This window comes from Breznakiella homolactica (assembly GCF_016616095.2).
Lineage (GTDB): Bacteria > Spirochaetota > Spirochaetia > Treponematales > Breznakiellaceae > Breznakiella > Breznakiella homolactica.
Window position 1 is genome coordinate 1,509,136 of record NZ_CP067089.2, and the last position, 23,199, is coordinate 1,532,334.

The 23,199-nt window shown below is 48.2% G+C and carries 20 protein-coding genes; 10 read left to right on the top strand and 10 right to left on the bottom strand.

Annotation, left to right across the window (positions count from 1 at the left end; all coding sequences use genetic code 11):
* Positions 1-102 precede the first annotated feature (102 nt).
* Both JFL75_RS21005 and JFL75_RS06970 read left to right on the top strand, forming a co-directional pair.
* Positions 103-297 (top strand): helix-turn-helix domain-containing protein, encoded by a 195-nt coding sequence (locus tag JFL75_RS21005; RefSeq protein WP_223292791.1) that lies wholly within the window; start codon positions 103-105, stop codon positions 295-297.
* A 147-nt stretch (positions 298-444) separates the two neighbouring features.
* A complete protein-coding gene (locus tag JFL75_RS06970) occupies positions 445-1,461 on the top strand; it encodes an AAA family ATPase (protein ID WP_215625959.1) in 1,017 nt (338 codons plus the stop codon).
* Positions 1,462-1,796: 335 nt separating this feature from the next.
* On the opposite strand, the gene JFL75_RS06975 is transcribed toward JFL75_RS06970, so the two are convergent.
* Positions 1,797-2,126: a hypothetical protein gene (locus JFL75_RS06975; RefSeq protein WP_215625960.1), complete on the bottom strand. Its 330-nt coding sequence runs from the start codon at positions 2,124-2,126 to the stop codon at positions 1,797-1,799.
* A 165-nt stretch (positions 2,127-2,291) separates the two neighbouring features.
* Here JFL75_RS06975 and JFL75_RS06980 point away from each other — a divergent pair, with 165 nt between their 5' ends.
* The 8 genes from JFL75_RS06980 (at position 2,292) to JFL75_RS07015 (ending at position 13,605) form a co-directional block, all read left to right on the top strand.
* Positions 2,292-2,516 (top strand): helix-turn-helix domain-containing protein, encoded by a 225-nt coding sequence (locus JFL75_RS06980; RefSeq protein ID WP_215625961.1) that lies wholly within the window; start codon positions 2,292-2,294, stop codon positions 2,514-2,516.
* Between the two features lie 200 nt (positions 2,517-2,716).
* Positions 2,717-2,986: a hypothetical protein gene (locus tag JFL75_RS06985; protein WP_215625962.1), complete on the top strand. Its 270-nt coding sequence runs from the start codon at positions 2,717-2,719 to the stop codon at positions 2,984-2,986.
* A gap of 440 nt (positions 2,987-3,426) precedes the next feature.
* On the top strand, positions 3,427-5,871 hold the full coding sequence (locus JFL75_RS06990) for an N-6 DNA methylase (RefSeq protein ID WP_215625963.1): 2,445 nt from the start codon (positions 3,427-3,429) through the stop codon (positions 5,869-5,871).
* Positions 5,865-7,643, top strand: coding sequence for a restriction endonuclease subunit S (locus JFL75_RS06995; RefSeq protein ID WP_215625964.1), 1,779 nt, complete (start codon positions 5,865-5,867; stop codon positions 7,641-7,643). Before JFL75_RS06990 ends, JFL75_RS06995 begins: the two co-directional genes overlap by 7 nt.
* The gene (locus JFL75_RS07000) at positions 7,636-8,658 is read left to right on the top strand and encodes a virulence RhuM family protein (RefSeq protein ID WP_215625965.1); all 1,023 of its coding nucleotides are present in this window, start codon (positions 7,636-7,638) and stop codon (positions 8,656-8,658) included. The genes JFL75_RS06995 and JFL75_RS07000 overlap by 8 nt, the downstream gene beginning before the upstream one ends.
* On the top strand, positions 8,651-11,764 hold the full coding sequence (locus JFL75_RS07005; RefSeq protein WP_215625966.1) for a type I restriction endonuclease subunit R: 3,114 nt from the start codon (positions 8,651-8,653) through the stop codon (positions 11,762-11,764). Before JFL75_RS07000 ends, JFL75_RS07005 begins: the two co-directional genes overlap by 8 nt.
* Positions 11,764-12,459 carry a M48 family metallopeptidase gene (locus JFL75_RS07010; RefSeq protein WP_223292792.1) on the top strand — a complete coding sequence of 232 codons (696 nt, stop codon included), beginning with the start codon at positions 11,764-11,766 and terminating at the stop codon, positions 12,457-12,459. The genes JFL75_RS07005 and JFL75_RS07010 overlap by 1 nt, the downstream gene beginning before the upstream one ends.
* A 630-nt stretch (positions 12,460-13,089) precedes the next feature.
* Positions 13,090-13,605: a hypothetical protein gene (locus tag JFL75_RS07015; protein ID WP_215625967.1), complete on the top strand. Its 516-nt coding sequence runs from the start codon at positions 13,090-13,092 to the stop codon at positions 13,603-13,605.
* Between the two features lie 236 nt (positions 13,606-13,841).
* On the opposite strand, the gene JFL75_RS07020 is transcribed toward JFL75_RS07015, so the two are convergent.
* From JFL75_RS07020 to dapA, 9 genes are all read right to left on the bottom strand, one after another.
* Entirely contained in the window at positions 13,842-14,165 is a 324-nt protein-coding gene (locus tag JFL75_RS07020; RefSeq protein ID WP_215625968.1) for an MBL fold metallo-hydrolase, read from the bottom strand.
* Between the two features lie 312 nt (positions 14,166-14,477).
* A complete protein-coding gene (locus JFL75_RS07025; protein ID WP_215625969.1) occupies positions 14,478-15,974 on the bottom strand; it encodes an InlB B-repeat-containing protein in 1,497 nt (498 codons plus the stop codon).
* A 367-nt stretch (positions 15,975-16,341) separates the two neighbouring features.
* Positions 16,342-17,151, bottom strand: coding sequence for an MBL fold metallo-hydrolase (locus JFL75_RS07030; RefSeq protein ID WP_215625970.1), 810 nt, complete (start codon positions 17,149-17,151; stop codon positions 16,342-16,344).
* A 2-nt stretch (positions 17,152-17,153) separates the two neighbouring features.
* The gene (locus JFL75_RS07035; RefSeq protein ID WP_215625971.1) at positions 17,154-18,653 is read right to left on the bottom strand and encodes a tripartite tricarboxylate transporter permease; all 1,500 of its coding nucleotides are present in this window, start codon (positions 18,651-18,653) and stop codon (positions 17,154-17,156) included.
* Between the two features lie 10 nt (positions 18,654-18,663).
* Positions 18,664-19,113, bottom strand: coding sequence for a tripartite tricarboxylate transporter TctB family protein (locus tag JFL75_RS07040; protein ID WP_215625972.1), 450 nt, complete (start codon positions 19,111-19,113; stop codon positions 18,664-18,666).
* A gap of 40 nt (positions 19,114-19,153) precedes the next feature.
* Positions 19,154-20,161, bottom strand: coding sequence for a Bug family tripartite tricarboxylate transporter substrate binding protein (locus tag JFL75_RS07045; protein ID WP_215625973.1), 1,008 nt, complete (start codon positions 20,159-20,161; stop codon positions 19,154-19,156).
* Positions 20,162-20,218: 57 nt separating this feature from the next.
* Positions 20,219-21,196 (bottom strand): hydroxyacid dehydrogenase, encoded by a 978-nt coding sequence (locus JFL75_RS07050; RefSeq protein ID WP_215625974.1) that lies wholly within the window; start codon positions 21,194-21,196, stop codon positions 20,219-20,221.
* Entirely contained in the window at positions 21,193-22,290 is a 1,098-nt protein-coding gene (pdxA, locus tag JFL75_RS07055) for a 4-hydroxythreonine-4-phosphate dehydrogenase PdxA (RefSeq protein WP_215625975.1), read from the bottom strand. The genes JFL75_RS07050 and pdxA overlap by 4 nt, the downstream gene beginning before the upstream one ends.
* A gap of 3 nt (positions 22,291-22,293) precedes the next feature.
* On the bottom strand, positions 22,294-23,199 hold the full coding sequence (dapA, locus tag JFL75_RS07060) for a 4-hydroxy-tetrahydrodipicolinate synthase (RefSeq protein WP_215625976.1): 906 nt from the start codon (positions 23,197-23,199) through the stop codon (positions 22,294-22,296).

Genomic DNA, 23,199 nt, shown 5'->3' on the forward strand with positions numbered 1-23,199 from the left:
TTTCTATTTCTTTCCATATACCATCTCCTTACCTTGCGGTTCATAGAGCCGCTAATAAATTTGAGGAGGTGCATTATGCACACAGACAATTAAACCAGTTCTTTGATTTCTTCATTTGGAGAAATCCTATCCCGCAAACAGGTCGCACGGTTTTTGCAGATCGGAGTTTCCACTCTGGATACCAAAATTCCCCCATCTGCTCTCCCCCGGATTAAATTAGGGAAAAGCGTCCGCTTTCTCCGTTCAGATGTGGAAGCCTATGTCCTGGAAAACCGGATTGGTGGAGGTAAAAAATGATTGGCGAACCCTGGCTTTCTATCTTTCAGCAGATAAAACAAGAGCAGCCGCCCTATGGCAGCATAACACTAGAACTTGTTTTTCATGATGGGGACTTAAAACATTATTATCTCAAGCGGGGTGAACGGTACAACATAGAACCAGTCAATGAAGACACGAAATGAAAACAGGCCTATCGCCGAATTAAATAATCAAGAACTTCATTTTGAAAAGGTGAAAAACCGGAAGGTAATTCTGGATGTACTTACCAGTAAGGAAATCCATGAGACCGATTATCCGGCGATTGAGTTCCTGGTGGATGGACTAATCCCCGCCAGGGGCCTCACCTTACTCTGCGGAGCCTCAAAGACCGGAAAAAGCTGGATGGTTCTCCAACTGCTTCATGTCCTCTGTTCCGGGGGAATCTTTCTTGGCCAGGAGGTTGCAAACCCTTGCTCCTGCCTCTATCTGGCCTTGGAAGATTCTCCCAGTCGGCTTAAAGGCCGGGAAAGAAAGATGGGGGTGGCTCCGGCGGATAATCTTTTTATGACGACCGCCTGTCCGTCCAATGGAGAAGGAATCAAGGCAATAAGGGACACCCTTGAGGCACTTCCAGAGGTGAAGGTAGCGGCTATAGATACCTATGGCCGCTTTGCTTCCGGAAGAAGTGAAAGCACCTTCCAGAATGATTATGACTGGATGGGCAGGCTTAAAACCTTGGCCGATGAATGTAACATAGCCCTTATCCTGGTTCACCATACCCGGAAGATGAGGGATGAACTTGACGCCTATAATGAAATTTTAGGGACCACCGCCAATATGGCGGTGGCCGATTCAATATTACTTCTTATCAAAAACCGTTTCTCCAATGATGGCGAGTTAAGCTGTACCAGCCGTGATTATGAATCTAAAACTCTACCAGTGAGATTTGATACTGCCTCCTGTACCTGGAAACTCCGGGATGCTTCAACGTTCCGGGCCTCCTCCCCGGAACGGCAACGGCTATTAGATATTCTCAAGGAACATGGAGAAATGTCACCAGCAGAACTTGCCACACATATCAACAGCACTCCAAAAAATATTTCCAATATCCTTGCGGCCATGAGTAAAGAAGGCATAGTAATCCATGGGTCGAAACGAGGGTATTGGAAGGTAATATTAGAAAGTCCTCCTGAAGCTATGTAATCCCTACAAAAAGCGAATCACAAAAAAAATCTATGATTCTATTAGCCTCATGTGCTAATAAAAATGACCAAATATGGCCCGCTTTTTCAGGGCAAGATAAAGCGGGTTAAACAAACAGAGTTAATTCATTATGTAATAGAGAGATACTTGTTTAACATCTATCATCGTGTTAAACATACGTTAGTCAAATCACTCTGGCCCAAGGAATTAGATGTTTAACGTTTCTTTTTTCGGGAAAAAATATGTATTGGGAATATTAATATTGTAAATTTGGAATTAAAACACCTTGTTTTTCCATTTGCTTAGCCATTCCGTGATATACTATTTAGCGTGGCCTAACATCGCTCTCTATCAAAATAATCTCTAAATTGTACCAGGCTATTGATAACTGTCTCGATGTCCATTTCGACTCCGTAATAAAGGGAATCAACTAAATCCGCGGCCTCCTTTACACTATCCAAATCGGGTAATAAATGGCTCCATATCCACTTTACCTTGTTTGCCACAGATAAGGACTTAACGGCTAATTCAAGCATATCCTTTTCATTTATTGTTGCCACTGATACCGGCGGCTTCTGCGGAGGGATTCTATCAGATTCCTTAGTTTCCTGGTAATTTCGCTTGGATTGTATTCCAGCCTGATTCTCTGAATAGTCGTTAAACATTTAAGAACTCCTTTGGAATAGGATTAATTTTTCCAGGATATTTTGACAAAAGGATTCACTTTTTATTGGTCAAAGTAAAATTAGTAAGTTTTAAAATATACCTACTGGCAGAACGGAACATTTTCTCATTTTAGTTAAACTCTACCAGTAGAGTCAAGAGAAACTATGCATAAACTAACAAAAATTGCGATAGATAAAATATGCCGCAGAAGAAATGAACTTGGTTTGAGCTATGAAGCTCTTGCCAACAAAGCAGATATTTCTAAAAGTCATCTGTTTTATCTTGAGAATCAAAACAGTCCTAAGTCCATTGATAATCCTAAAATCGAAACGCTGATTAAACTTGCCGAAGCCTTGGATATCCCCTTCTACAAACTATTCATAGATTAAATTATTTTTGTTAAATAGAGCTTGACTCTACTGGTAGGTATGGTATGATGGTGCAAAGACGTTCTACCAGTAGAGTCATTATCAAGAATTAGTTTTCTGCTGATATAGCTTAGCATTCCGCAGAAACAATCCGGGAAAAGGCATAACAGCATTTACTTTTCATTTTTGATTCCGCTGTTTGCTGGCTTTGGAGGTGACCCATGGGGTGGGAAGAAAACAAAGGGGAATTGTTGGAGATAGCCGAAAAAATTAATTTTTTAGCGGTGACAGCCCAGCACATGGAATTCAAAAATGTGAAAGAGGCCCAGAAGTTTGTAACAGATTCGTCACTGGTAATGATGAGGCAGAGCCAGGACTTGTATCATGTTGTGGCGGAAATGGCAGAAAATATACAGGCAGAGCCGCCCTCATACGAAGAACCTACCCCAAGGCCAAAACAAAAAAAGTTAAGACAGATAAAACCCGCATGAAGCTCAATGTGGTCATTAAAAAAATGGTATTTAGCGTTGAATGACGCTAAATACAGCAAAAATGGCCATATTCTTACAGAAATAATGCTGTCTGACAAATAAATCTATATATCATAAGGAGTTATACCATCCATGTCAGACACGGAACGAAATGTCTGACAAATAACTCTATACGACATAAGGAATTAACCCTGTTTGTCTGACATCCTTTATCTTGCCCTGTATGCGGGCCATAAATGGTCAATTTATTAGCGTTAAATGACGCTAAATCACAATTTTTGGAATAACCCATTGGCATGGCCTCAAACCTGCTTTAAAACCATGTAACCAGGAACTCCCATGTCGGAAGGATCGCCATACTGATGAAATACGCATTTTACAATACTCGTTTTTTCAGATACACTTAGCATGGATTGGTAGGCTCATAAGGAAACGAAATAATGGCGATCAAGAAATCTGAATTATATAGCTCTTTATGGGCGAGTTGCGATAAATTGCGGGGCGGCATGGATGCGTCCCAGTATAAGGACTATATCCTGACGCTTCTATTCGTAAAGTATGTCTCAGATAAGTATAAGGGCGTAAAATACGCCGATATTACTGTGCCGAAGGGCGGCAGCTTTGATGATATTGTCGCATTGAAGGGCAAGGACAATATCGGCGAGGATATGGATAAAATTATTGCAAAACTCGCCGAAGCTAACGGACTGCGTACCGTCATAGATAATGCCAAATTCAATGACGAAACCAAGCTCGGCAAAGGCAAGGAGCAGGTCGATAAGCTGACCGGCCTTGTTTCCATATTTCAGCGGCCAGAATTGGATTTCTCGCACAACAAAGCCGAGGGGGATGACATCATCGGTGACGCGTATGAGTATCTCATGCGGAATTTCGCCACCGAAAGCGGCAAGAGCAAGGGACAGTTCTATACACCGGCTGAGGTCTCCCGCATCATAGCCAGTGTTATCGGTATCGATAAAATAAGCAATCCCGACACTACCCTATATGACCCGGCATGCGGGAGCGGTTCTTTGCTTATCCGGGCCGCGGATGCCGCGCCGGTGGAAGTTACAATTTACGGGCAGGAAAAAGACCTTGCTACCGCCGGTATGGCAAAGATGAACTTTGTCCTTCATAACAAGGCCACCGCCGAGATAGCGGGAAATCACAACACCTTTGCGGACCCGCAATACTTCAAGGATAACGACCAGACAGAATTGAAGCAGTTTGATTTCGTGGTTGCCAATCCTCCGTTCTCAATGAAAAACTGGACGGATGGCATTTCCGGCAAGGAGTATGGACGCTTCGACGGATATGGCGCGGCCCCGCCGGAAAAGAACGGCGACTATGCGTGGCTGCTGCATATTATTAAATCCATGAAACCCAGCGGCAAAGGGGCGTGTATCCTGCCCCATGGCGTACTGTTTCGCGGCAACGCAGAAGCGATTATCCGCACATCATTGATAAAGAAAGGATACATTAAAGCAATTATAGGACTGCCGTCAAACCTGTTTTATGGTACCGGAATACCCGCTTGTATTATCATCCTTAATAAGGAAGGTTCAGGGAGCCGCGACGGTATTTTTATGATTGACGCCAGCAACGGTTTCCTGAAAGACGGCAATAAAAACCGCCTGCGCGAGCGCGATATTTACAAAGTTGTCAGCGCGTTCCGGGAATGGCGGGATGAGGAAAAATATTCCCGTTTCGTTCCCCTTGCCGAGATTGAGCACAATGAATACAACCTCAATATTCCCCGCTATATCGACAGCAGCGAGCCGGAGGATATACAGGACATTGACGGACATCTCAACGGCGGGATTCCCTCAGCAGATGTTGATGGTATGTCGCAGTATTGGAAGTTATTCCCCAATCTAAACGATGTACTGTTTGAACCATTGCGGAGCGGCTATTATTCGTCACGGCAGCCAAAGGAAGAAATTTCTCATACGATTTATGCGGATGGCGAATTTTCCTCCTATGCCAACCGTATCGACATGGCCATGGAAAACTGGAAGTCATCTGTCTGGAATATTCTTACAGGCATAACTACCGATACCAATGTTAAGATTTTTATTGAAAGCATCGCCATGGAGATACTGCGAAACTTTGAGTTTGTTACGCTTCTTGATAAATATGATGTCTATCAGGTGCTGCTCTCTTACTGGCAGGAGATTATGGCGGATGACGTGTTCATCATCAAGACTGATGGTTACGCGGCGGCGCGGGAAACCGCAAACCTTGTTACTACAAGCGAAAAGAAAAAGAAGGATGGCAGCAAAGAGACAATAGAAAAAGTGGTTGGCTGGGAAGGAAATCTCATACCGCGCCAAATTATCCGTGATTTTTATTTTCCAGAGGAACAGCAAACCATTACCGATACCGAAAATACAATTGCCGCAAAGGAAAACGAATTAGCCGAACTCATGGAAAATGCCGATGACGGCAGTGTTATATCCGAAGTTTTGAATGAGAATAACAGTTTAAATAAGGCGAAATTAAAGGTAGAACTAAAAAACCTGAAAGATGGCAAGAATACCGAAGACTACGATGAGCTGCAATCACTTGCCGATTTACAGGAAAAGATAGATGATTTCAGCAAACTTCTCAAACAGATGAAGATTGAATTAGAGGAAAAAGAACGCGCAAAATACCCGACCCTCACCGACGATGATATTATTGAACTGCTCATAAACCAAAAGTGGTATGGAGCAATCATCAGCGGAATTGAACAGCTTTACCGCTCCGCAAGTCATAACATTGCCGGCCGTGTGACTGAGCTTGCTGAACGTTATGAGCATACCTTATCTGAACTCGAAGAAGAGGTTGTTACTTATGAGAAAAAAGTCAAATCACATCTGAAAAGGATGGGGTTTAAATGGTAGGGTGGGAGAAAAAGAAAATAAGTGATATAGCGCCATTACAACGTGGATTTGACTTGCCTTCACAAAACATTATTGCTGGTAAATATCCTATTGTCTACTCGAATGGTATCAACGGATTTCATAAGTATGCAATGGCGTCAGCCCCTGGATTAGTAACTGGGCGCTCTGGAACAATTGGCGCATTGCATTTTATTGAACAAGATTATTGGCCTCATAATACTACTTTGTGGGTAACTGATTTCAAAGGAAACGATCCTAAGTTTATTTACTATCTTTACAAATCACTGAATTGGAAGATTTATGCTACCGGGTCGGGTGTCCCAACATTAAATCGAAACGATATTCATGATACAATTCTTTCCATCCCACCTCTCCCCGAACAGAGAGCAATTGCCGCCGCGCTTTCGGATGTTGACAGCTACATTGCCGCGCTTGAACGCCTTATCGCCAAGAAGCGGAATATTAAGCAAGGCGCAATGCAGGAATTGCTGAAACCAAAAGAGAATTGGGAAGAACATTGTCTTAATTATTATGGATATTTTTCATCAGGCAACGGATTTCCGCTATTATATCAAGGTGAAAAAAGTGGTAAATATCCATTTTATAAAGTATCTGATTTCAATAATCCTGGAAATGAACGATTCATGGTTAGTGCTAATAATTATATTTCACAAATGACGGCCAGTCATCTAAAATGTAATATTATTGAAGTCGGAGCAATTATTTTTGCAAAAATCGGGGCAGCTATTTTTCTCGAAAGAAAAAAGCAAGCTGCATATCCCTGTTGTATTGACAACAACATGATGGCGTTTACTGTTTATAAAGAAAAAGGAGACTCAAAATACTTCACTTATGTTTTACAATCAATGAAACTTGGTGATTTGGTTACTGCCACAGCTCTTCCAAGTTTAAGTGGAAAACAAATAGGTGAAATAATACGGAAACATCCGCAAAAACCTGAACAAGCTCGCATCGCTCAAATCCTCTCCGACATGGATGCGGAAATCGACGCGCTTACAGCGCAGCTAACTAAAGCAAAACTCATCAAACAAGGTATTATGCAGGAACTGCTAACCGGACGGATTCGCTTGGTAACTGATAAGACTTCGGATGCGGCGGCTCCAAAGGCAAAAGTTATACCATTTCCTACTGCCGAAGCGAAACCGGCGGCTGCATCATCGAACAAAAAGCATAACCAGCAATTTGACGATGCTGTAGCGTTCTCTATGATAGTTGAAAATTTTTATCACCCTAAATATAGACTGGGGCGCGTAAAAATATTCAAGCTTATGTATCTGTTGCGCCGTTACCAGGAAATAAAAACAGCAGGTTTTACAAAACAAGCGGCGGGTCCATATAAATCGGAGGCCAGGTACAAGGGCGGCGAGAAAATTGCCATAGATAAGGGTTATGTTATCGAGACAAAAGTAAAAGGCAAAGAAGGTTTTATTATCAGCAAGGGTAATAACATTGCAGCAGCTTTGAAATATGCAGAAGACTGGCATTGGCAGGATAATGTCCAATGGCTAATCTCAAATTTCCAGTATAAAACCAGAGACGACCTTGAAACACTTACTACAGTAGACATGGCAGCTTGCGAACTGCGGGAAAATGGAAAAACTGTTAATTTGCAGTCTATAAAAGAAGTTATACGCTCCAATCCCAAATGGAAGCAGAAATTGTCAAAACCGCATTTTGCAGATGCCAACATCGCTCAGGCCATTAAGTGGAGCATTGAGCTGTTCGGAACGGAGGCGCCTCAAAATGCATAAGCCCGAAAATAACCTTATCCTTTACCAGGACGAAAACGGTATAACCAAGGTATCTGTACGGTTTTCGGATGAAGACTTATGGCTCACACAGAACCAGATAGCCGAGATTTATGACACAAGCCAGCCTAACATCAGTATGCACATTGATAGTATTCTGAAAGACAACGAGTTGTCGGCTGAGGCAACTCATAAGAAATTCTTATTGGTTCAAACCGAAGGAACGAGACAAGTAAGGCGAGAAATAAGCCATTATAACCTCGACATGATTATCGCCATCGGCTATCGGGTGCAATCCCAGATCGCCACGCGCTTCCGCCGTTGGGCGACGGCGCGATTACACGAGTATATTCAAAAAGGCTTTGCGCTGGATGATGAACGCCTGAAACAGGGAGGCAGCCGTTATTTCCGTGAGCTGCTCCAGCGCATTCGCGACATCCGTTCTTCCGAACGTAATTTCTATCAGCAGGTTACCGATATTTACGCCACCGCCACAGATTATGACCCCCGCAGCGATATGACTAAACAGTTCTTTGCGACGGTTCAAAATAAGCTGCATTTTGCGGTCCATTCCCATACGGCGGCGGAGCTTATTCATGACAGGGTGGATAGCGACAAACCTCTGATTGGCATGACGAATTTCAAGGGGGAGTACATCACAAAGGATGATGTGAAGATCGCAAAAAATTATCTATCCGAAATTGAACTGACACGATTGAATCTGCTTGTATCCCAATTTCTGGACTTTGCCGAATTCCAGGCGCTGGAGCAGCGTCCCATGGCTATGGCGGATTGGATCGCCGCGTTGGATAACCAGATTCTCTCGCTTCGCCGGAAAGTGCTGCAGGACGCCGGGCGCATTTCCCACAAGCAGGCTATTGAAAAGGCTGAAAAAGAGTTTGAAATCTACCGCGCCCGCGAAATGAAACAGCTTGAAAGTGACTTTGACCGTGCTGTAAAATCGCTTACCCCTCCCAAAAGAGGTAAAAAGCCATCCAGGGGGGATACCGATGCCTAACGCGAAGGTTGGACAGACAGAAAGGGCGACCCAAAACCATGTAATTAAATTGTTCCACGGCCTGCTCGGCTATACCTTTCTTGGCGACTGGACGGAACGGGATAATTCAAACATAGAGCTTGAAATGCTGAGCGCCAACCTCAAAAGGCGCGGATACAGTAATACCCTTGTCCGGCGTGCTGTGGAGGAACTTCATAAAACAGCGATTGTGAACCGTCAAAATGATCTTTATGCCGTCAACAAGGCGGTGTATAGACTGCTCCGCTATGGCGCAAAGGTCAAGGATGATACTGATGATATTCGCACCGTGTATTTTATTGACTGGGAGCGGACTGGTAATAATGAGTTTTCCATTGCGGAGGAAGTTACGGTAATCGGCGGTGTTATGGATAAACGCCCCGACCTGGTTATCTATATCAATGGTATAGCCCTGGCTGTGATTGAACTAAAACGCAGCAACATCTCTGTTGCCAATGGAATCCGGCAGAATATAACAAACCAACGGGATGATTTTATCGCGCCCTTTTTCGCCACCGTGCAATATACTTTTGCGGGCAATACCAGCGAAGGCGTCCGTTATGGTACTGTGCTTACGCCTGAAAAGTATTATCTGGAATGGAAGAATTACACCCCTATAGAGGGAGATAAGTATATTGACGAACTTGGCGCTGATATCCGGAGCGTTTGTCAAGAACGCCCTGACAAGCTTGACTGGCAGCTTTATAGCATGTTCCATAAAGAGCGCTTTTTAGAGCTCATCAGGGATTTTGTCGTCTTCGATAAGGGTACAAAAAAAGTCTGCCGCCATAACCAATATTTCGGTATACGCCAGGCGCAGCTGCGGGTACAGGATAACAGGGGCGGCATAATCTGGCACACCCAGGGCAGCGGTAAAACTTTAACAATGATTTGGCTGTCCAAATGGCTGCTGTCCCATAACGCCAACGCCCGTATTTTGATTGTCACCGACCGCGAGGAGCTTGATGACCAGATAGAAAAAAAGTATGGCGGCGTGGATGAAAAGATTGTCCGAACCACAAGCGGCAAAGATTTAATTGCACGGCTAAATAGCTACGAAGATCGCCTGATTTGTTCCCTGATCCACAAATTCGGACGGCGCGGCTCAGAGGTATCGGAACTCGACTATGATAAATTCATACAGGATATAAAGGCCTCTCTTCCCCCTGACTTCAAGGCAAAGGGCGATTTTTATGTATTTGTGGATGAATGTCACAGAACCCAATCGGGAAAACTTCATGAGGCAATGAAAGCAATTTTACCGGATGCTATTCTCATTGGTTTTACCGGCACGCCACTGCTTGTAAAGGATAAAAAGACGAGTATCGAGGTGTTCGGCGGATATATCCATACGTATAAGTACGATGAAGGTGTAGCTGATGGTATCGTGCTTGATCTCCGGTATGAAGCCCGCGATATTCCTCAGGAGATTACTTCTCAGGACCGAATTGACGCCTGGTTTGACGCAAAGACAAAAACCCTTACCGGTAAGGCAAAAGCCCGTCTTAAAGAAAAATGGGGGAATCTCCAAAAGATATTCAGTTCGGCGGGGCGGCTCGATAAAATTGCTAGCGACATCATTTTTGATATGGAAACCAAACCGCGTTTGTTAGACGGAAGCGGTAACGCGCTCCTGGTTTCCGGAGATATTTATTCAGCATGCCGATTTTATGAGATCTTCCGCAGCAAGGGTTTTAAGAGATGCGCGATTATTACGAGTTACGATGCCTCACCTGGCAACCTGCGTACCGAAGATGTGGGCGGTGATGAAGACACCGAGGAAATCACGAAATATGAAACTTATCTTAAAATGCTTGCTGATTATGGCTATGATGCCGGTCATATCGAAGACTTTGAAACAGAGGTTAAAAAGAAGTTTGTAGACGAACCTGCCAATATGCGGCTCTTGATTGTCGTGGATAAACTGCTGACCGGCTTTGACGCTCCGCCGTGTACCTATCTGTATATTGATAAGCACATGCAGAATCACGGACTGTTTCAGGCCATCTGCCGGGTAAACCGTTTGGATGGTGAGAGCAAAGATTTCGGTTACATCATTGACTACAAGCAGCTGTTCGGTGCTTTAGATTCCGCATTAAAAACTTACACATCCGGAGCGTTTGAAGGTTACGCAAAGGAAGATATCGACGGGCTTTTGAAAGACCGGCTTGATGAGGCTAAAAAATATCTCGATGCCACCCTTGAGGCACTTGCCGATCTTTGTGAAGGGGTTAAACCGCCGCGGGACGAAGTGGACTATATCCGCTATTTCTGTGGTGAAAGCGGCCAGGACGAAAATGAAGATGAGACCTTCGCCCGCTTTCGTGAGCAACTGTATAAACTAGTCAATCGATTAATCCGTGCGTTCTCCGAAATCAAGACCGATATGATTGCGGCGGGTTATACATCTGCGGAACAAGTTGATATTGCATCCAAGGTTGAGTTTTACATTCGGCTAAAATCGACTATTGGTCAAGCAAGCGGAGATGAAATTGATTTCAAAATGTTTGAACCGGGTATGCGGCATCTGATTGATACATACATAGTAGCCAGCGATGCAAAACCGCTTGGCATTGTTGATGACTTTACCCTGCTTGATTTCATACTTGCGCAGGATGAAAAACTAAAATCAGAAGGCCGCGACAAAGAAGCTGCCGCGGAATCCATCGAGAATAACATTCGCCGGAAAATCGTTGCCAAGATGCCGATCAACCCGAAATACTACGCCCGCATGTCTGCAATTCTGGAACAGATTATCAACGACCGTAAAAATGGAGTTATTGCCTACAAAGGGCTGTTGGAATTATACGCGGAACTGGCCAGAAAAGCCGCAAACCCTGAAAGTAACTCCCATTATCCCGAAAGTATACGCCAAAGCGGGGCACTCCGTATGTTCTACGATAATTGCGGAGAAAATGAGGCCCTGGCGCGCAAACTGGATAATGCTGTCCGCGCAAGTAAACAAGAAGGGTTCAGAACGAATCAGGTTAAGCAAAATAAAATCAAACGGGCTCTAATGCAAGTCCTGAACGATGACAGCGAGGTCGAACGTTTGTTCAAACTGGTCATGGTACAAGAGGAATATTAATGCGAATAGCCGGAATCGAGGTGCGGATAGATAAGAAAAAGATTAAAAATATGCACCTCTATGTAAAACCGCCGGATGGTATGGTTTCGGTATCCGCGCCACTGGATATGAGTGATGAGGCCATAGAACGTTTTGTCCGGACAAAGGTCAGTTGGATAAAAGCCCAACAGGCAAAATTCGCCGGACAGCTTCGGCAAACTCAGCGGCAATATATATCGGGAGAAACGTTATACCTTTGGGGAAAACAGTATTTCCTACAGGTTGATTATGGAAAAAGATATTCCCTCACACTTACCGGAAATACTGCAATATTTACTGTCCGGGAAGGCAGTACCGCCGGACAACGGGATAACTTTGTTCGAGAATGGTACCGTGAAAAACTGAAAGCTGAAATCATGCGTCTGATGCCTAAGTGGGAGAGAATAACAGGATTAAAGTGCGATTTTTGGCAGACGAAGTATATGACAAACAAGTGGGGAACATGCAATATTACAAACCGCAAGATTTGGTTCAATCTCCAGTTGGCAAAAAAAACGACAGACTGTTTGGAATACATCATCTTACATGAATTAATACATTTGCAGGTCAAAAACCACAATGCCGAATTTCTGGCGTTGATGGATAAGTATATGCCCCATTGGCGGGCTGCAAAAAAGAAGCTAAATGACCAGATACTGGATTATTGGGAAAAATAGAATTCAGCTTTTCTCAAAGGAAAGGAAGGATTCATAGGAAACCAGGAAGTTGCTTCTTGAGCCATTTCTCCAAATCTTTGTACAAAGGTTTGTACAAAAACATCAGAATAGAACGCTGTGGTTCGTAATAATTACCATAAAACACTATAAAGATGTTGACCATCCTTATTTACAGGTATATTCTTAGGCATAAGAAAACTATATAGAAGATCAGAAGATATTACATACCAATACCTGCTGAGCTCATAATCCGTCGGTCCCTGGTTCAAGTCCAGGTGGGCCCAGAAAGTTAAAACCTTGCCGCAAGGCAAGGTTCTTTTATTTATAAGCCTGGACTTGAAGCGAAGGCCGCGCCGACCAACGGGAGGAAGAGGCGGCAGGATGCCGCCGTCAGCGGCCAAAGCCGGCCCGAAGGACTGAGGCACGACGCCGAAGTCCGCAGGGCAAGTCCAGGTGGGCCCAGAAAGTTAAAACCTTGCCGCAAGGCAAGGTTCTTTTTATTTATAAGCCTGGACTTGAACCGGAGCGGACGCCGAGCGCAGCGAGGGAAAGCGCCCATGGGCAGAAACAATACTGGACAATTTTAATAGAAGGAATTAACATAGATAGTCAAGCAACGAGGAGTGATATATGAAGAAATTAGTATTTTCGTTAATTATAGCTTTCGTACTTTTCTCATGCGATAGCGGTTTCTTCGAAATCGGAGATGATATAACGATCGTCAATTCATCTTCCCGCACAGTGACATTTAAATTACAAGACTCGGATAAAGGTGAAATAACACTGAATCCCGGCGAACAAACTACAGATCATGCCACATATACCATAAAATATTTAGAATCAGACAAGCCATGGGTTGATTACAACATTGATTCCAAAAATAACATTTTAGAATTTATCGATACCACTCCCTGCAATATAGAAGTTGCAAATACCCTTTCAGTGGCGGTAAGCCTCACGGCAGAAAATTATTTGGATACCGAGCCATTTGTTATACCTGCAAATACTAACAGCAGCGGGCAGATATATACAAAAGTACCTTCCTTTACAGTTGACGCGGGCGGTTATTCAGTAACTATCGATTGTAATTACGTATCAAACGACCCCAATGACGGGTATGGTACATTTTTTGTAACGATCCGGTAACTGTACTGCCTTTAAATTGACTAATGCGGAAACGCCGCGTCGGACAGGATGGCGGTGGTCTGTGAGAAATTACGGGATGTCTCCATTCCGCGTTGGCCGTCCCCGCATAATCATTGGGCAATTTTTCTTTCGGTCTTCTACAAAAACACAGCCTTTTGAGGACATTCGTTTACACAATCCAAGTATAAAATACATTTCCTCCGGAAGTTCACGGGGCCAGCCTTCCGGCTGGACCGCTACTGGCAGTACTTCAAAAAATCCTGATACCGCGCGTCCATCTGTTTCGCGAACCCGCCGGGCTCGATAAAGGGATTTACCCCTGTCAGGGTGTTCACCCCCATACCGCCGTGCATGCCGCAGCGGTACCGTTTGCCGCTCTCCTCCATATAAAAGAAGAACGAATAGGTTCCCGGCGTATGGCCCGGACAGTGCCTGGGTGTTACTTCAACGTTTCCAAACCGAAGAGTCTCTCCATCGGTGTAATGGCCGTCTGCCGCAAATAGCTGGAAGAAACCGTTGACCATGTGGATCAGATCGGGCCGTTCCGTCAAAAAGAACATATCCTCTTTTGCGGGCATCCCTGATCATGGGCCATACCAGGGTCAGGAGCGCCACAACCAGCAGGATAAGGGAAACGGGCCTGGTGAAGAACATCATCCCGCAGCTGGCGGAATAACTGATTCCCCTGCGCAGGTTTTTTATTTATAGGCCTGGACTTGAAGCGAAGGCCGCGCCGACCAACGGGAGGAAGAGGCGGCAGGATGCCGCCGTCAGCGGCCAAAGCCGGCCCGAAGGACTGAGGCACGACGCCGAAGTCCGCAGGGCAAGTCCAGGGGATATCGTTCACGGTATCCCCCTGCTTAGTAGAACAATTACTGCGAAACAATAATGGATGCGTAGGCGGCCCAGCTCGTCTTGTATTGCGGCACCGACTGGGAAGGTACGTAAATTCTTAATTTTGGCGTATTGTTGCTGAACATATTCGAGCCTACTGCCGGCGGGGTTGCGGAAAAACAATTAAGGGAAGTCAGGGCGGTACAATTGGCAAATGCGTAATTTCCTATTGCTGTAATTGTTGTTGGAATATTTATGCTGAGCAGGGTTGTCCTGTTATCAAATGCGTAATCTTCAATTCTTATTACCGTATTGCCGCCGATACTTGCGGGAATAACAATATTGTTTTTTCCGGTGTTGGTGGAATTTTCCCAGGCTGTGGACAATCCGGTTATAACTAGATCCCCTCCGCTCGGTGCAGTATTAAACCATGAAGAATCGGAACTCCATCTCGCATATAAAGTCGTGTTGGAGGTGACGGTATTTGTATCAAAATTCCAGAGGGTAGAATACGAATTGTCTTTGTACCATGCAAGAAAAGTCTGGGGCGATAAAGCCGGGTCGGCCGGCTTGGTAATTTTTTTACCGGGAAGTACATTTTGAGAAGGAACCGCGCTGCCGCCGGCGCTGTTAAAGTTTACATACCAGGGGGATGTGTAGACCCGGGCAGTTTCGTGGAGGGACTCTCCGGCGCTGTTAAGGGCTACTATATAATAAGCCATTTTTTGCCCCCGGGACTGGTAAACCTGTACCGATGTTTCGGTGGGTTCAAGTCTTTTAATAAAGATCCTGCTGTTGTACAGCTTCAGTAAAGTGGCATTCGTTGCGTTATTTGTCCAGGTAAGATTCAGAGATATTACTTCCGGATTGGTATCATCCTGTACTGTTATGGCTAAGTCGCTGGGCGCATCGGGTACGGATATTGTTCCCGCAACAGGAATAACGGTTACAGGATTGCTTTGGGTGGAAGCGCCCGCAGTGTTGACCGCGGATATCCAAATATAGTAGGTAGTTCCATTGGAAAGCCCGTTGAATATAAGCTGGAACAGCTTCGTATTTTTTACCGTGGCGCCGGTAAGGGTATTTGAATCATTTATTGAAACCTGATAGGACGTTGCGCCGGGAACCGATCCCCATCTTACCAAAAAAGCGCTGTCAAAGGCCTTCACAAATGATATGACAGGTGTAGCCGGGGGAGCTACCGCGGTGGATGGGGTTCCCGTGGCAGGGCTGCTGATACTGCTTGAAGCGCCGGCCGTATTATAGTCAAGCCAGACATAATAGACCGTATCATTGTCAAGGCCATCAAAAATAATCTCGGTTTGGGTTGTCGTTAACTCGACCGCGCCGGAAAGGGTATTTTCATCATTTAAATATACATCATAGGAAACGGCCCCGGTTACCGCATCCCAGATAATGGAAAGCTGTCCATCGGCGGAAATTATCTGCGGGCTGTTGGGGGCAGGTAAAACAGGATCATCCTTTCCGCCGGATGATGGTGAACTGCAGCCAAAAAGTAAACCTGAAAGAAGCATAACAAGGCATATCAACCTATACATTTTCCCGTATGGGGATTTCTTTTTTAGCATAAAAACCTCTTTTTTAAATAATGCTATTTTACCTTAACTGCTTAATTATAATTTAAAAAATAGTCTTTTTCAATTTTATTGATATTTTTCATAATCAAGTAATTGGATGTTATCCCTTGGCGGATATTGAAAAAGAGGCGGCGGCGATAATGCAAGCCGCCGGCAGGCGGCCTTATTTTTTTCACATAGAGGCTAATACCCGAGGAACTGGTGCCATCGGCAGCGGTCGAATCCAGTCCGGAAGACCGGAGATAAAACTGTAAAGACCGGATCCCGGAAAATCACGGAGTCCAGCCTTCCGGCTGGACTGGCGCTATTGACAGTACTTCAAAAAATCCTGATACCGTGCGTCCATCTGTTTCGCGAATCCGCCAGGCTCGATAAAGGGATTTACTCCCTGCCCTATTCTCGCGGCTTTTTCCAGCATGGCGGCGTGATTTACATGTGAACCGATGGGAACATCCACGGGTTCCTCACGCATCCGCTTCAGGTTCGCCACATAGTCATCCTGTGACGACAGGGGGAGCCCTTTTTCCTTCAGATATTCTTTAGTCAGTGTGTTCACCCCCATACCGCCGTGCATGCCGCAGCGGTATTGGTTACCGTCCTCCTCCATATAAAAGAAGAAAGAATAGGTTCCCGGCGTATGCCCCGGGCAGTGCTTGGGGGTGATCTCCACATTTCCGAACCGAAGGGGTTCACCATCGGTGTAATGGGCTTCCACCGTAAAGGGCTGGAAGAAACCGTTGACCATGTGGATCAGATCGGGCCGTTCCGTCAAAAAGAACATATCCTCCCTGCCGAGCCAGATCCTGGCCCCGGTGTAATTGGCGATCATTGCCGCGCCGCCGCAGTGATCGTAGTGGGCATGGGAGAGCAGAATCCACTTTATATCCCGGGGATCAAAACCCAGTCTGCGGATACTCTCCAGGGTAAGATACACATTGTGGGGCATGGCGGTATCGATGAGCAGCAGCCCGTCCTTCGTATCAATAAGATAGACCGCCACCCAATTATTGCCCACGTAATACAGATCACCGATTACCCTGAAGGGTTCAACCGCGTACTTCCACGGAGACTGGCAGATGTCGTCCATGCTGGCGCTTAAAAGGGGGGGTGCCATATTTATTCCTTCCCCTCCGCGGCGGCCTTTTTCTTGCGGGCGTCCCTGATCATGGGCCACACCAGGGTGAGGAGCGCCACAACCAGCAGGATAAGGGAAACGGGCCTGGTGAAGAACATCATCCCGCCGTTGGCGGAATAGCTGATCCCCCTGCGCAGGTATTTTTCCAGCATCTCGCCCAGAATAAAAGCCATCATAAAGGGAGTCGCCGGAATATTGGCCCAGGCCATCGCGACGGACAACGCTCCCATAGCCAGCATCATACCGATGGTGAATATGGTGTTTGAACTGGAGTACGCGCCGATGAAGCACAGCACGATAATGGCCGGATACAAATAATGATAGGGGATCTGGAGAATCTTGGGAAACAGACGGATGCCGCCGATCTGGAGAGCGAATACGTAAAGAGCGGCGAGGATGGCTGCCCCGAACAGAACATACACATAGACGGGATTGTTCTGGAAGAGCAGAGGCCCCGGTTCCAGACCATGGATAGTCAGGGCGCCCAGCAGCACCGCGGTGGTGGCGTCCCCCGGAATGCCCAGGGCAACCATGGGGATCAGGGCGCCGCCCACCGACGCGTTGTTGGCAGTCTCGGTGGCGAAGACCCCCTCAATGGCGCCGTTGCCGAACTTTTCGGGGGTTTTGGAGGCGCTCTTCGCCTGGCCGTAAGCCACCATATTGGATAGACCCGCCCCCATGCCGGGAAGGAAACCGATCCACAGGCCGATCAGGAATGACCGGATCATGTTGCCGATGTTGGAAATGAATTCCTTGAGGGTTAATCCCTCGCCGCCGGTGGACTTCCCCGAAACCTGGGGCAGGCTGGTTTCACCGGAGGCAAAATTCTTGGCCACCAGATAGATCGCAAAGATACCCAGCATCACCGAGGTACTGTCTATTCCGCCGTACAGGTTATAGGAACCAAAGGTAAACCGGGCTACGGCGTTCACCGGCGCCGCACCGACGCAGGCAAGCAGCAGACCGATGGCGGCTCCCGTTAAGCCCCGGATCACATCCCCCTTGGACAGGGAAACCACCAGAATGATAGCGCACAGACACAGGGAGAAGTATTCCCAGGGTCCCAGCCGCATGGCGATCTTTGCCACGTACTGGCACAGAACCATGGCGATGATGCAGCTCAGAAAGGTTCCGATAAAAGAGGCGACCACACCGATGGTCAGCGCCTTTTTCGCCTTCCCCTGTTTACTCAAGGGATAGGCGTCAAAACAGGTTGCGATTGACGAGGCTGTACCGGGAATACCCAGCAGAGTCGCCGAGATAAACCCGCCGGACACGCCGCCGACCCAGATACTGATCAGCAGGGCAATACCCAGTTCCGAGTTCATCCGGTAGGTCATGGGCAGCAGCAGGGTTACCCCCACCGTACCGCTCAGCCCGGGAAGCGCCCCGAAGATGATGCCCATTATACAGCCAAGGAGCATAAACACCAGACAAACCGGACTGAACAGGTTCTGCATTACTACGGCAAATATTTCCATCCGTCACCTCCTAAAACAGCACACCGGCCGGCATGGCTACGGACAGGCGTTCCTTGAATACGTACCAGACCAGGCCAGTCATCACCAGCGAGTAAATAATGCGGCTCACCAGCCTGGACTTCTTTTCCCTATCCAGCAGTGTGGTAAAGGCAAAGAGGAAGACAGGCGTTGAAATCAGAAAGCCCAGATACTTCAATCCAAAAAGATAGGCAACCAATTCAACGGCTATCAGCAGCAGCCGCTGCCATCCGTCCCGGCCCAGAAAATCCGTTTCTTTGGTCTTTGGGGCGGCCAGGAAAATCAGGATACCGAAGACGAACAGCGCAACGCTGGCAATCATCGGGAAGAGCCGGGACCCCGGGTCGGAGGTGGTATTCCTCACAGGAATCTGCATCGACATCAGTATCGCAGCCGCGCCCAGCAGGGTGACCGCGATCCCCACCGCATGGCTTTTCTTCATCTTTATAGTCATCATGTTCTTACCACACTTTCTGATAGAATCAGTTGCCCCAATCGATCTGCTGTGAAGCCTGACCGACGAGTTTGTCGTAATCATCAAAACTGGCCAGGGAATCGGCGTAGTCCATTGTGCTGTTAAGCATTTTTGAAGATTCCAGCAGCGCGTAGGTTTCCGGGTCGTCCAGCATCCCCTGGAACACTTCGTTTATGGCCTTCGCCAGGGATTCCTTCATGGCAGGAGGGCCAAGGACGCACAGGTTCTGGGTCCAATAGCAGTTCTCATAGCCCTGATCGTACGCGCTCTGGTACGTTTCCGTTCCTTCTTTATCCACCACACCGATGATCTTCAGGTCCCCGGATTCCACATACTGAAGGGCGGCGCTGTGGGTGATGGCCGACATGTCAATATTGCCGCCCGCCACACCGATTATTTTGTCGGTCTGGGATGAAGCGTCCACCAGGCGCAGTTTGGCGTCGGCGGCCTGCATCAGCATTTCGGCAACCAGCTGGGCGGATCCGCCGGTGGCGCAGCCGTAGGTAACGGTATTGGGGTTCGCTTTCGCATAGTTGAGCACATCCGAAAGGGAATTCCACTTGCTGTCGGACTTAACCACAAAAACCTGCTTCCCGTCGTCCCCGAGCCCTTCAAACATAACCAGGGGAGTAAAGTCATCCTTGGGGTTGTATCCGTAGGTGCCGGAATAATAGGTGACATACATACCAATATGCCAGAACATCAGAACGGAACCGTCGGCGGGAGAATTGCGGACCCGCTCAAAAGCTACCATGCCGCCGCCGGCGTTCATGTTGATCACGGTGAAGGTATAGCCGGTGGTGCGCTGGAGATAGTCGGCAACCATGCGGGTAAAAATATCGGTGCCGCCTCCGGCCGCCGCGGGAACATAGATGGTAACATCTTTGGTGGGCCAGGCGGCCGTCCCTTCATCCGCGTTTGAACTTTTTTCGTTGGATGCGCTGCAGCCTACAAATGTGAGCATCAGAACACACATTGCCATTGCCAAAACAAGACCGGTCACTCTCTTTCTCATTTCATACTCCTAAGTCAAAATTTGGAACAAGCTCAATATTCTTTATATTTCCTAAGCTCAGTTTTTCCCCGTCCAGCGGGGATGGTTGTATACGGAAGGATCCGCCACATGGGGCCACTGTTCGCCCCGGCAGACCGCCAGGCAGCCCTCCACACACATCCGCGCCATTTTGATCACCGCTTCACGGGTCTGGGCGGCGGAATGGGGGCTCAAAATTACATTGGGACACTGAAGCAGCGGATCATCCGGTCCCGGGGGTTCACTGCAGAAGACATCCAGTCCGGCGCCGGCGATTACCCCGTCCCGCAGTGCGGCGATGAGATCGCTTTCATTGACGATACCGCCGCGGCCGCAGTTGATGAGCAGTGCCGTTGGTTTCATCCGAGCCAGCTGGGGCGCGGCGATCATGTCCCGGGTTTGTTCCGTCAGCGGCACATGGATGGAGACAATGTCGCTGTCCCGCAGCAGGGATTCGCAGTCTTCGTAACAGACCGCCCCGAAGTCCCCGATCTGCCCGCGGGTCAGCATGGGATCGAATGCCGCGGCCTTCATGCCGCAGGCGGCGCAGATTTTCGCAGTCTCCCGGCCGATGGCGCCGAATCCGATGATTCCCACGGTTTTCCCTTCTATTTCAAACGCCTTGTTGGCGCCCCGGATTTCCCAGTTGCCCTTCTGCAGTTCCAAGTGCCCTTCCAACAGATTCTTTGACAGGGCGAACATCATGGCCACGGCGTGTTCCGCGACGCTGCGGCTGTTGGCTCCCGGGGTGATCACCACGGGAATCCCCCGGGCGGCTGCTGCGGCGACATCAACGGAATCGCAGCCAACACCGGTCCGGCCGATAACCCGCAGGGCAGGGCTGTTTTCAATCACCCCGGCATCACAGGAACCGATACGGACAATCAGCGCGTCGGTGTCCCGCATTTCATCCAAATACTCGTTGGGATTCTGGCGGTTCGCCACATAGATGTCCGCGGTACCTTCCAGAAGCTGCATACCCTCCGGGCAGACAGCCTGGGTCATGGTAAATTTCATTTTTCTCTCCCCTTGCGGTTTTTCGCCAATTGGATGGCATAATCCACCGCGTTTTCCAGGCTGAGTTCGTTTGCCTCTCCGGCACCGGCAAAATCAAATCCCGTACCATGGTCCACCGAAACCCGGATTATCGGCAGCCCCAGGGTGACGTTTACCCCGGCCACAGCGTCCCACCGGCCCGCGTCCCGGTTATACACAAAGCCCTTCACTTTCAGCGGAATGTGCCCCTGGTCGTGGTACATGGCAACCACGATATCGTACCAGCCGCCCAGGGCCTTTGAAAAAATAGTATCCGCCGGGGTTGGCTTCTTTTCGGGAATGCCGATCCCCTCCGCAAGGGCGGCGTCAATGGCCGGCTGGATTTCTTCGATTTCTTCCCTGCCGAACATGCCGTTTTCCCCGCAGTGGGGATTGAGCCCCGCGACACCGATCTTCGGGTTTTCAATACCGACGGCTTTGCAGGCTTCGTTGGCGATGCGGATCACATCCAGGACCCGTTCCTTTTTTACCCGGTCGCAGGCCTCCTGCAGGGAGACGTGGGTGGAAACGTGGACCACCCGGAGTTCGTGGTGGGCCAGCATCATGGTGTATTTCTTTGTACCGGTAAAATCGGCGTAGATTTCCGTGTGTCCGCTGTAATGGTGGCCCGCCATATTAATGGCTTCCTTGCTTATGGCGTTGGTGACGGTGGCGTCGACGTCCCCCGCCAGGGCCAGTTCAATCACCTTTCTGACGTACTGAAAGGATGCCTCCCCGCCTTTTTCCGTCGATCCCAGGCCAAAGGGTTTGGGGCTTTCCGGTACGCCGGGAATATCGTCTCTTTTGATAAACCCCATATCCAGTACATCGATAGTCCCTGGTTTGAATTGCGCCTGGGACACGGCGGCAACGGGATTGATCGCCGCCGCGATTCCGGAGCGGGATTTTTCCGCGGCGGCGGCGTATTCCATACTGGCGGCGTCACCGATGATAAGCGGACGGCAGCGGCCGTAGAGGGCCGGCTTGGACAATGTTTTTACCGAAAGCTCCGGCCCGTTGCCGAAGGGATCACCCATGGTGATTCCTAAAATTGGTCTTTCCGTATCAACTGCCATTTGCTAACACATCCCCTTTGCCTTGTTGTCCGCAAGCACCTGTTTCAGCGCCTGGATACCCGCCTCGGAAATCTGGTTAAAGGGAGCGCGGCACTCTCCCACCCCATAGCCCAGCAATGCCACGGCCTTTTTGGTAATCGTATTCGGGTTTCCGAACCGGAAACAATTGCGCAGGCTCCGGATGCTGTCCTGAAATTCGCGGGCTTCGCTTATATCGCCGGGGGTAAATTTGTCGTAAATGGATGCCATTGTCCTGGGGTACACGTTGGCGCAGCCCGCAATGGCGCCGCTTCCGCCCGCCAGAAGGGTCCACAGAATGAGGCTGTCGTTGCCGGAGAGGACACAGAAACCTTCCACGTGGCGGGTTCCTTCTATATATTGCAGAATATTGTCAAAGTTTCCGCTGGAATCCTTGATTCCGACAATGTTGTCAACGTTTTCCGCCAATCGCTTTACGGTATCCGGTGCCAGGGAATTCCCCGTTCTGGCGGGGATGTTGTACAGCAGGATGGGAAGGGATGTTTCCTTCGCCACCGCCGCGTAATGGGTATACAGCTCGTCCTGGCTGGCCGCCGCGAAGCTGGGTGTAATAATGGAAAGGACGTCGGCGCCGGCACGCTCCGCCATTTGGCTTTGCCTGATGGTTTCCCCGGTGCCGACACAGCCCGTCCCCGCGTAGACCGGAACCTTGCCCGCGGTTTCTTCCATCACGGCTTCCAGGACCCGCTGCTTTTCTTCCGCGGTCAATATGTAACCTTCGCCGTTGGTGCCGAAACAGAAAATTCCGTGAATCCCATTATCCAGCTGGCGCTGCACCTGCCGGCGCAGCTCCCCTTCGTTGATGGTCTCATCGGGGTTCATGGGGGTGATAATCGGTGTAACAATTCCCTTGATGGCTTTCTTTTCCAA

Bases quoted from the DNA above. Each gene is read 5' to 3' on its own strand.
- JFL75_RS07010 (WP_223292792.1), top strand. From the start codon at position 11,764: ATGCGAATAGCCGGAATCGAGGTGCGGATAGATAAGAAAAAGATTAAA.
- JFL75_RS06995 (WP_215625964.1), top strand. From the start codon at position 5,865: ATGGTAGGGTGGGAGAAAAAGAAAATAAGTGATATAGCGCCATTACAA.
- JFL75_RS06985 (WP_215625962.1), top strand. From the start codon at position 2,717: ATGGGGTGGGAAGAAAACAAAGGGGAATTGTTGGAGATAGCCGAAAAA.
- pdxA (WP_215625975.1), bottom strand. From the start codon at position 22,290: ATGGCAGTTGATACGGAAAGACCAATTTTAGGAATCACCATGGGTGAT.
- JFL75_RS07030 (WP_215625970.1), bottom strand. From the start codon at position 17,151: ATGGCACCCCCCCTTTTAAGCGCCAGCATGGACGACATCTGCCAGTCT.
- JFL75_RS06970 (WP_215625959.1), top strand. From the start codon at position 445: ATGAAGACACGAAATGAAAACAGGCCTATCGCCGAATTAAATAATCAA.
- JFL75_RS07035 (WP_215625971.1), bottom strand. From the start codon at position 18,653: ATGGAAATATTTGCCGTAGTAATGCAGAACCTGTTCAGTCCGGTTTGT.
- JFL75_RS07050 (WP_215625974.1), bottom strand. From the start codon at position 21,196: ATGAAATTTACCATGACCCAGGCTGTCTGCCCGGAGGGTATGCAGCTT.
- JFL75_RS07020 (WP_215625968.1), bottom strand. From the start codon at position 14,165: ATGTTCTTTTTGACGGAACGGCCCGATCTGATCCACATGGTCAACGGT.
- JFL75_RS07000 (WP_215625965.1), top strand. From the start codon at position 7,636: ATGCATAAGCCCGAAAATAACCTTATCCTTTACCAGGACGAAAACGGT.
- JFL75_RS07040 (WP_215625972.1), bottom strand. From the start codon at position 19,113: ATGAAGAAAAGCCATGCGGTGGGGATCGCGGTCACCCTGCTGGGCGCG.
- JFL75_RS07025 (WP_215625969.1), bottom strand. From the start codon at position 15,974: ATGCTTCTTTCAGGTTTACTTTTTGGCTGCAGTTCACCATCATCCGGC.
- JFL75_RS06975 (WP_215625960.1), bottom strand. From the start codon at position 2,126: ATGTTTAACGACTATTCAGAGAATCAGGCTGGAATACAATCCAAGCGA.
- JFL75_RS07015 (WP_215625967.1), top strand. From the start codon at position 13,090: ATGAAGAAATTAGTATTTTCGTTAATTATAGCTTTCGTACTTTTCTCA.
- JFL75_RS06980 (WP_215625961.1), top strand. From the start codon at position 2,292: ATGCATAAACTAACAAAAATTGCGATAGATAAAATATGCCGCAGAAGA.
- JFL75_RS07045 (WP_215625973.1), bottom strand. From the start codon at position 20,161: ATGAGAAAGAGAGTGACCGGTCTTGTTTTGGCAATGGCAATGTGTGTT.
- JFL75_RS07005 (WP_215625966.1), top strand. From the start codon at position 8,651: ATGCCTAACGCGAAGGTTGGACAGACAGAAAGGGCGACCCAAAACCAT.
- JFL75_RS06990 (WP_215625963.1), top strand. From the start codon at position 3,427: ATGGCGATCAAGAAATCTGAATTATATAGCTCTTTATGGGCGAGTTGC.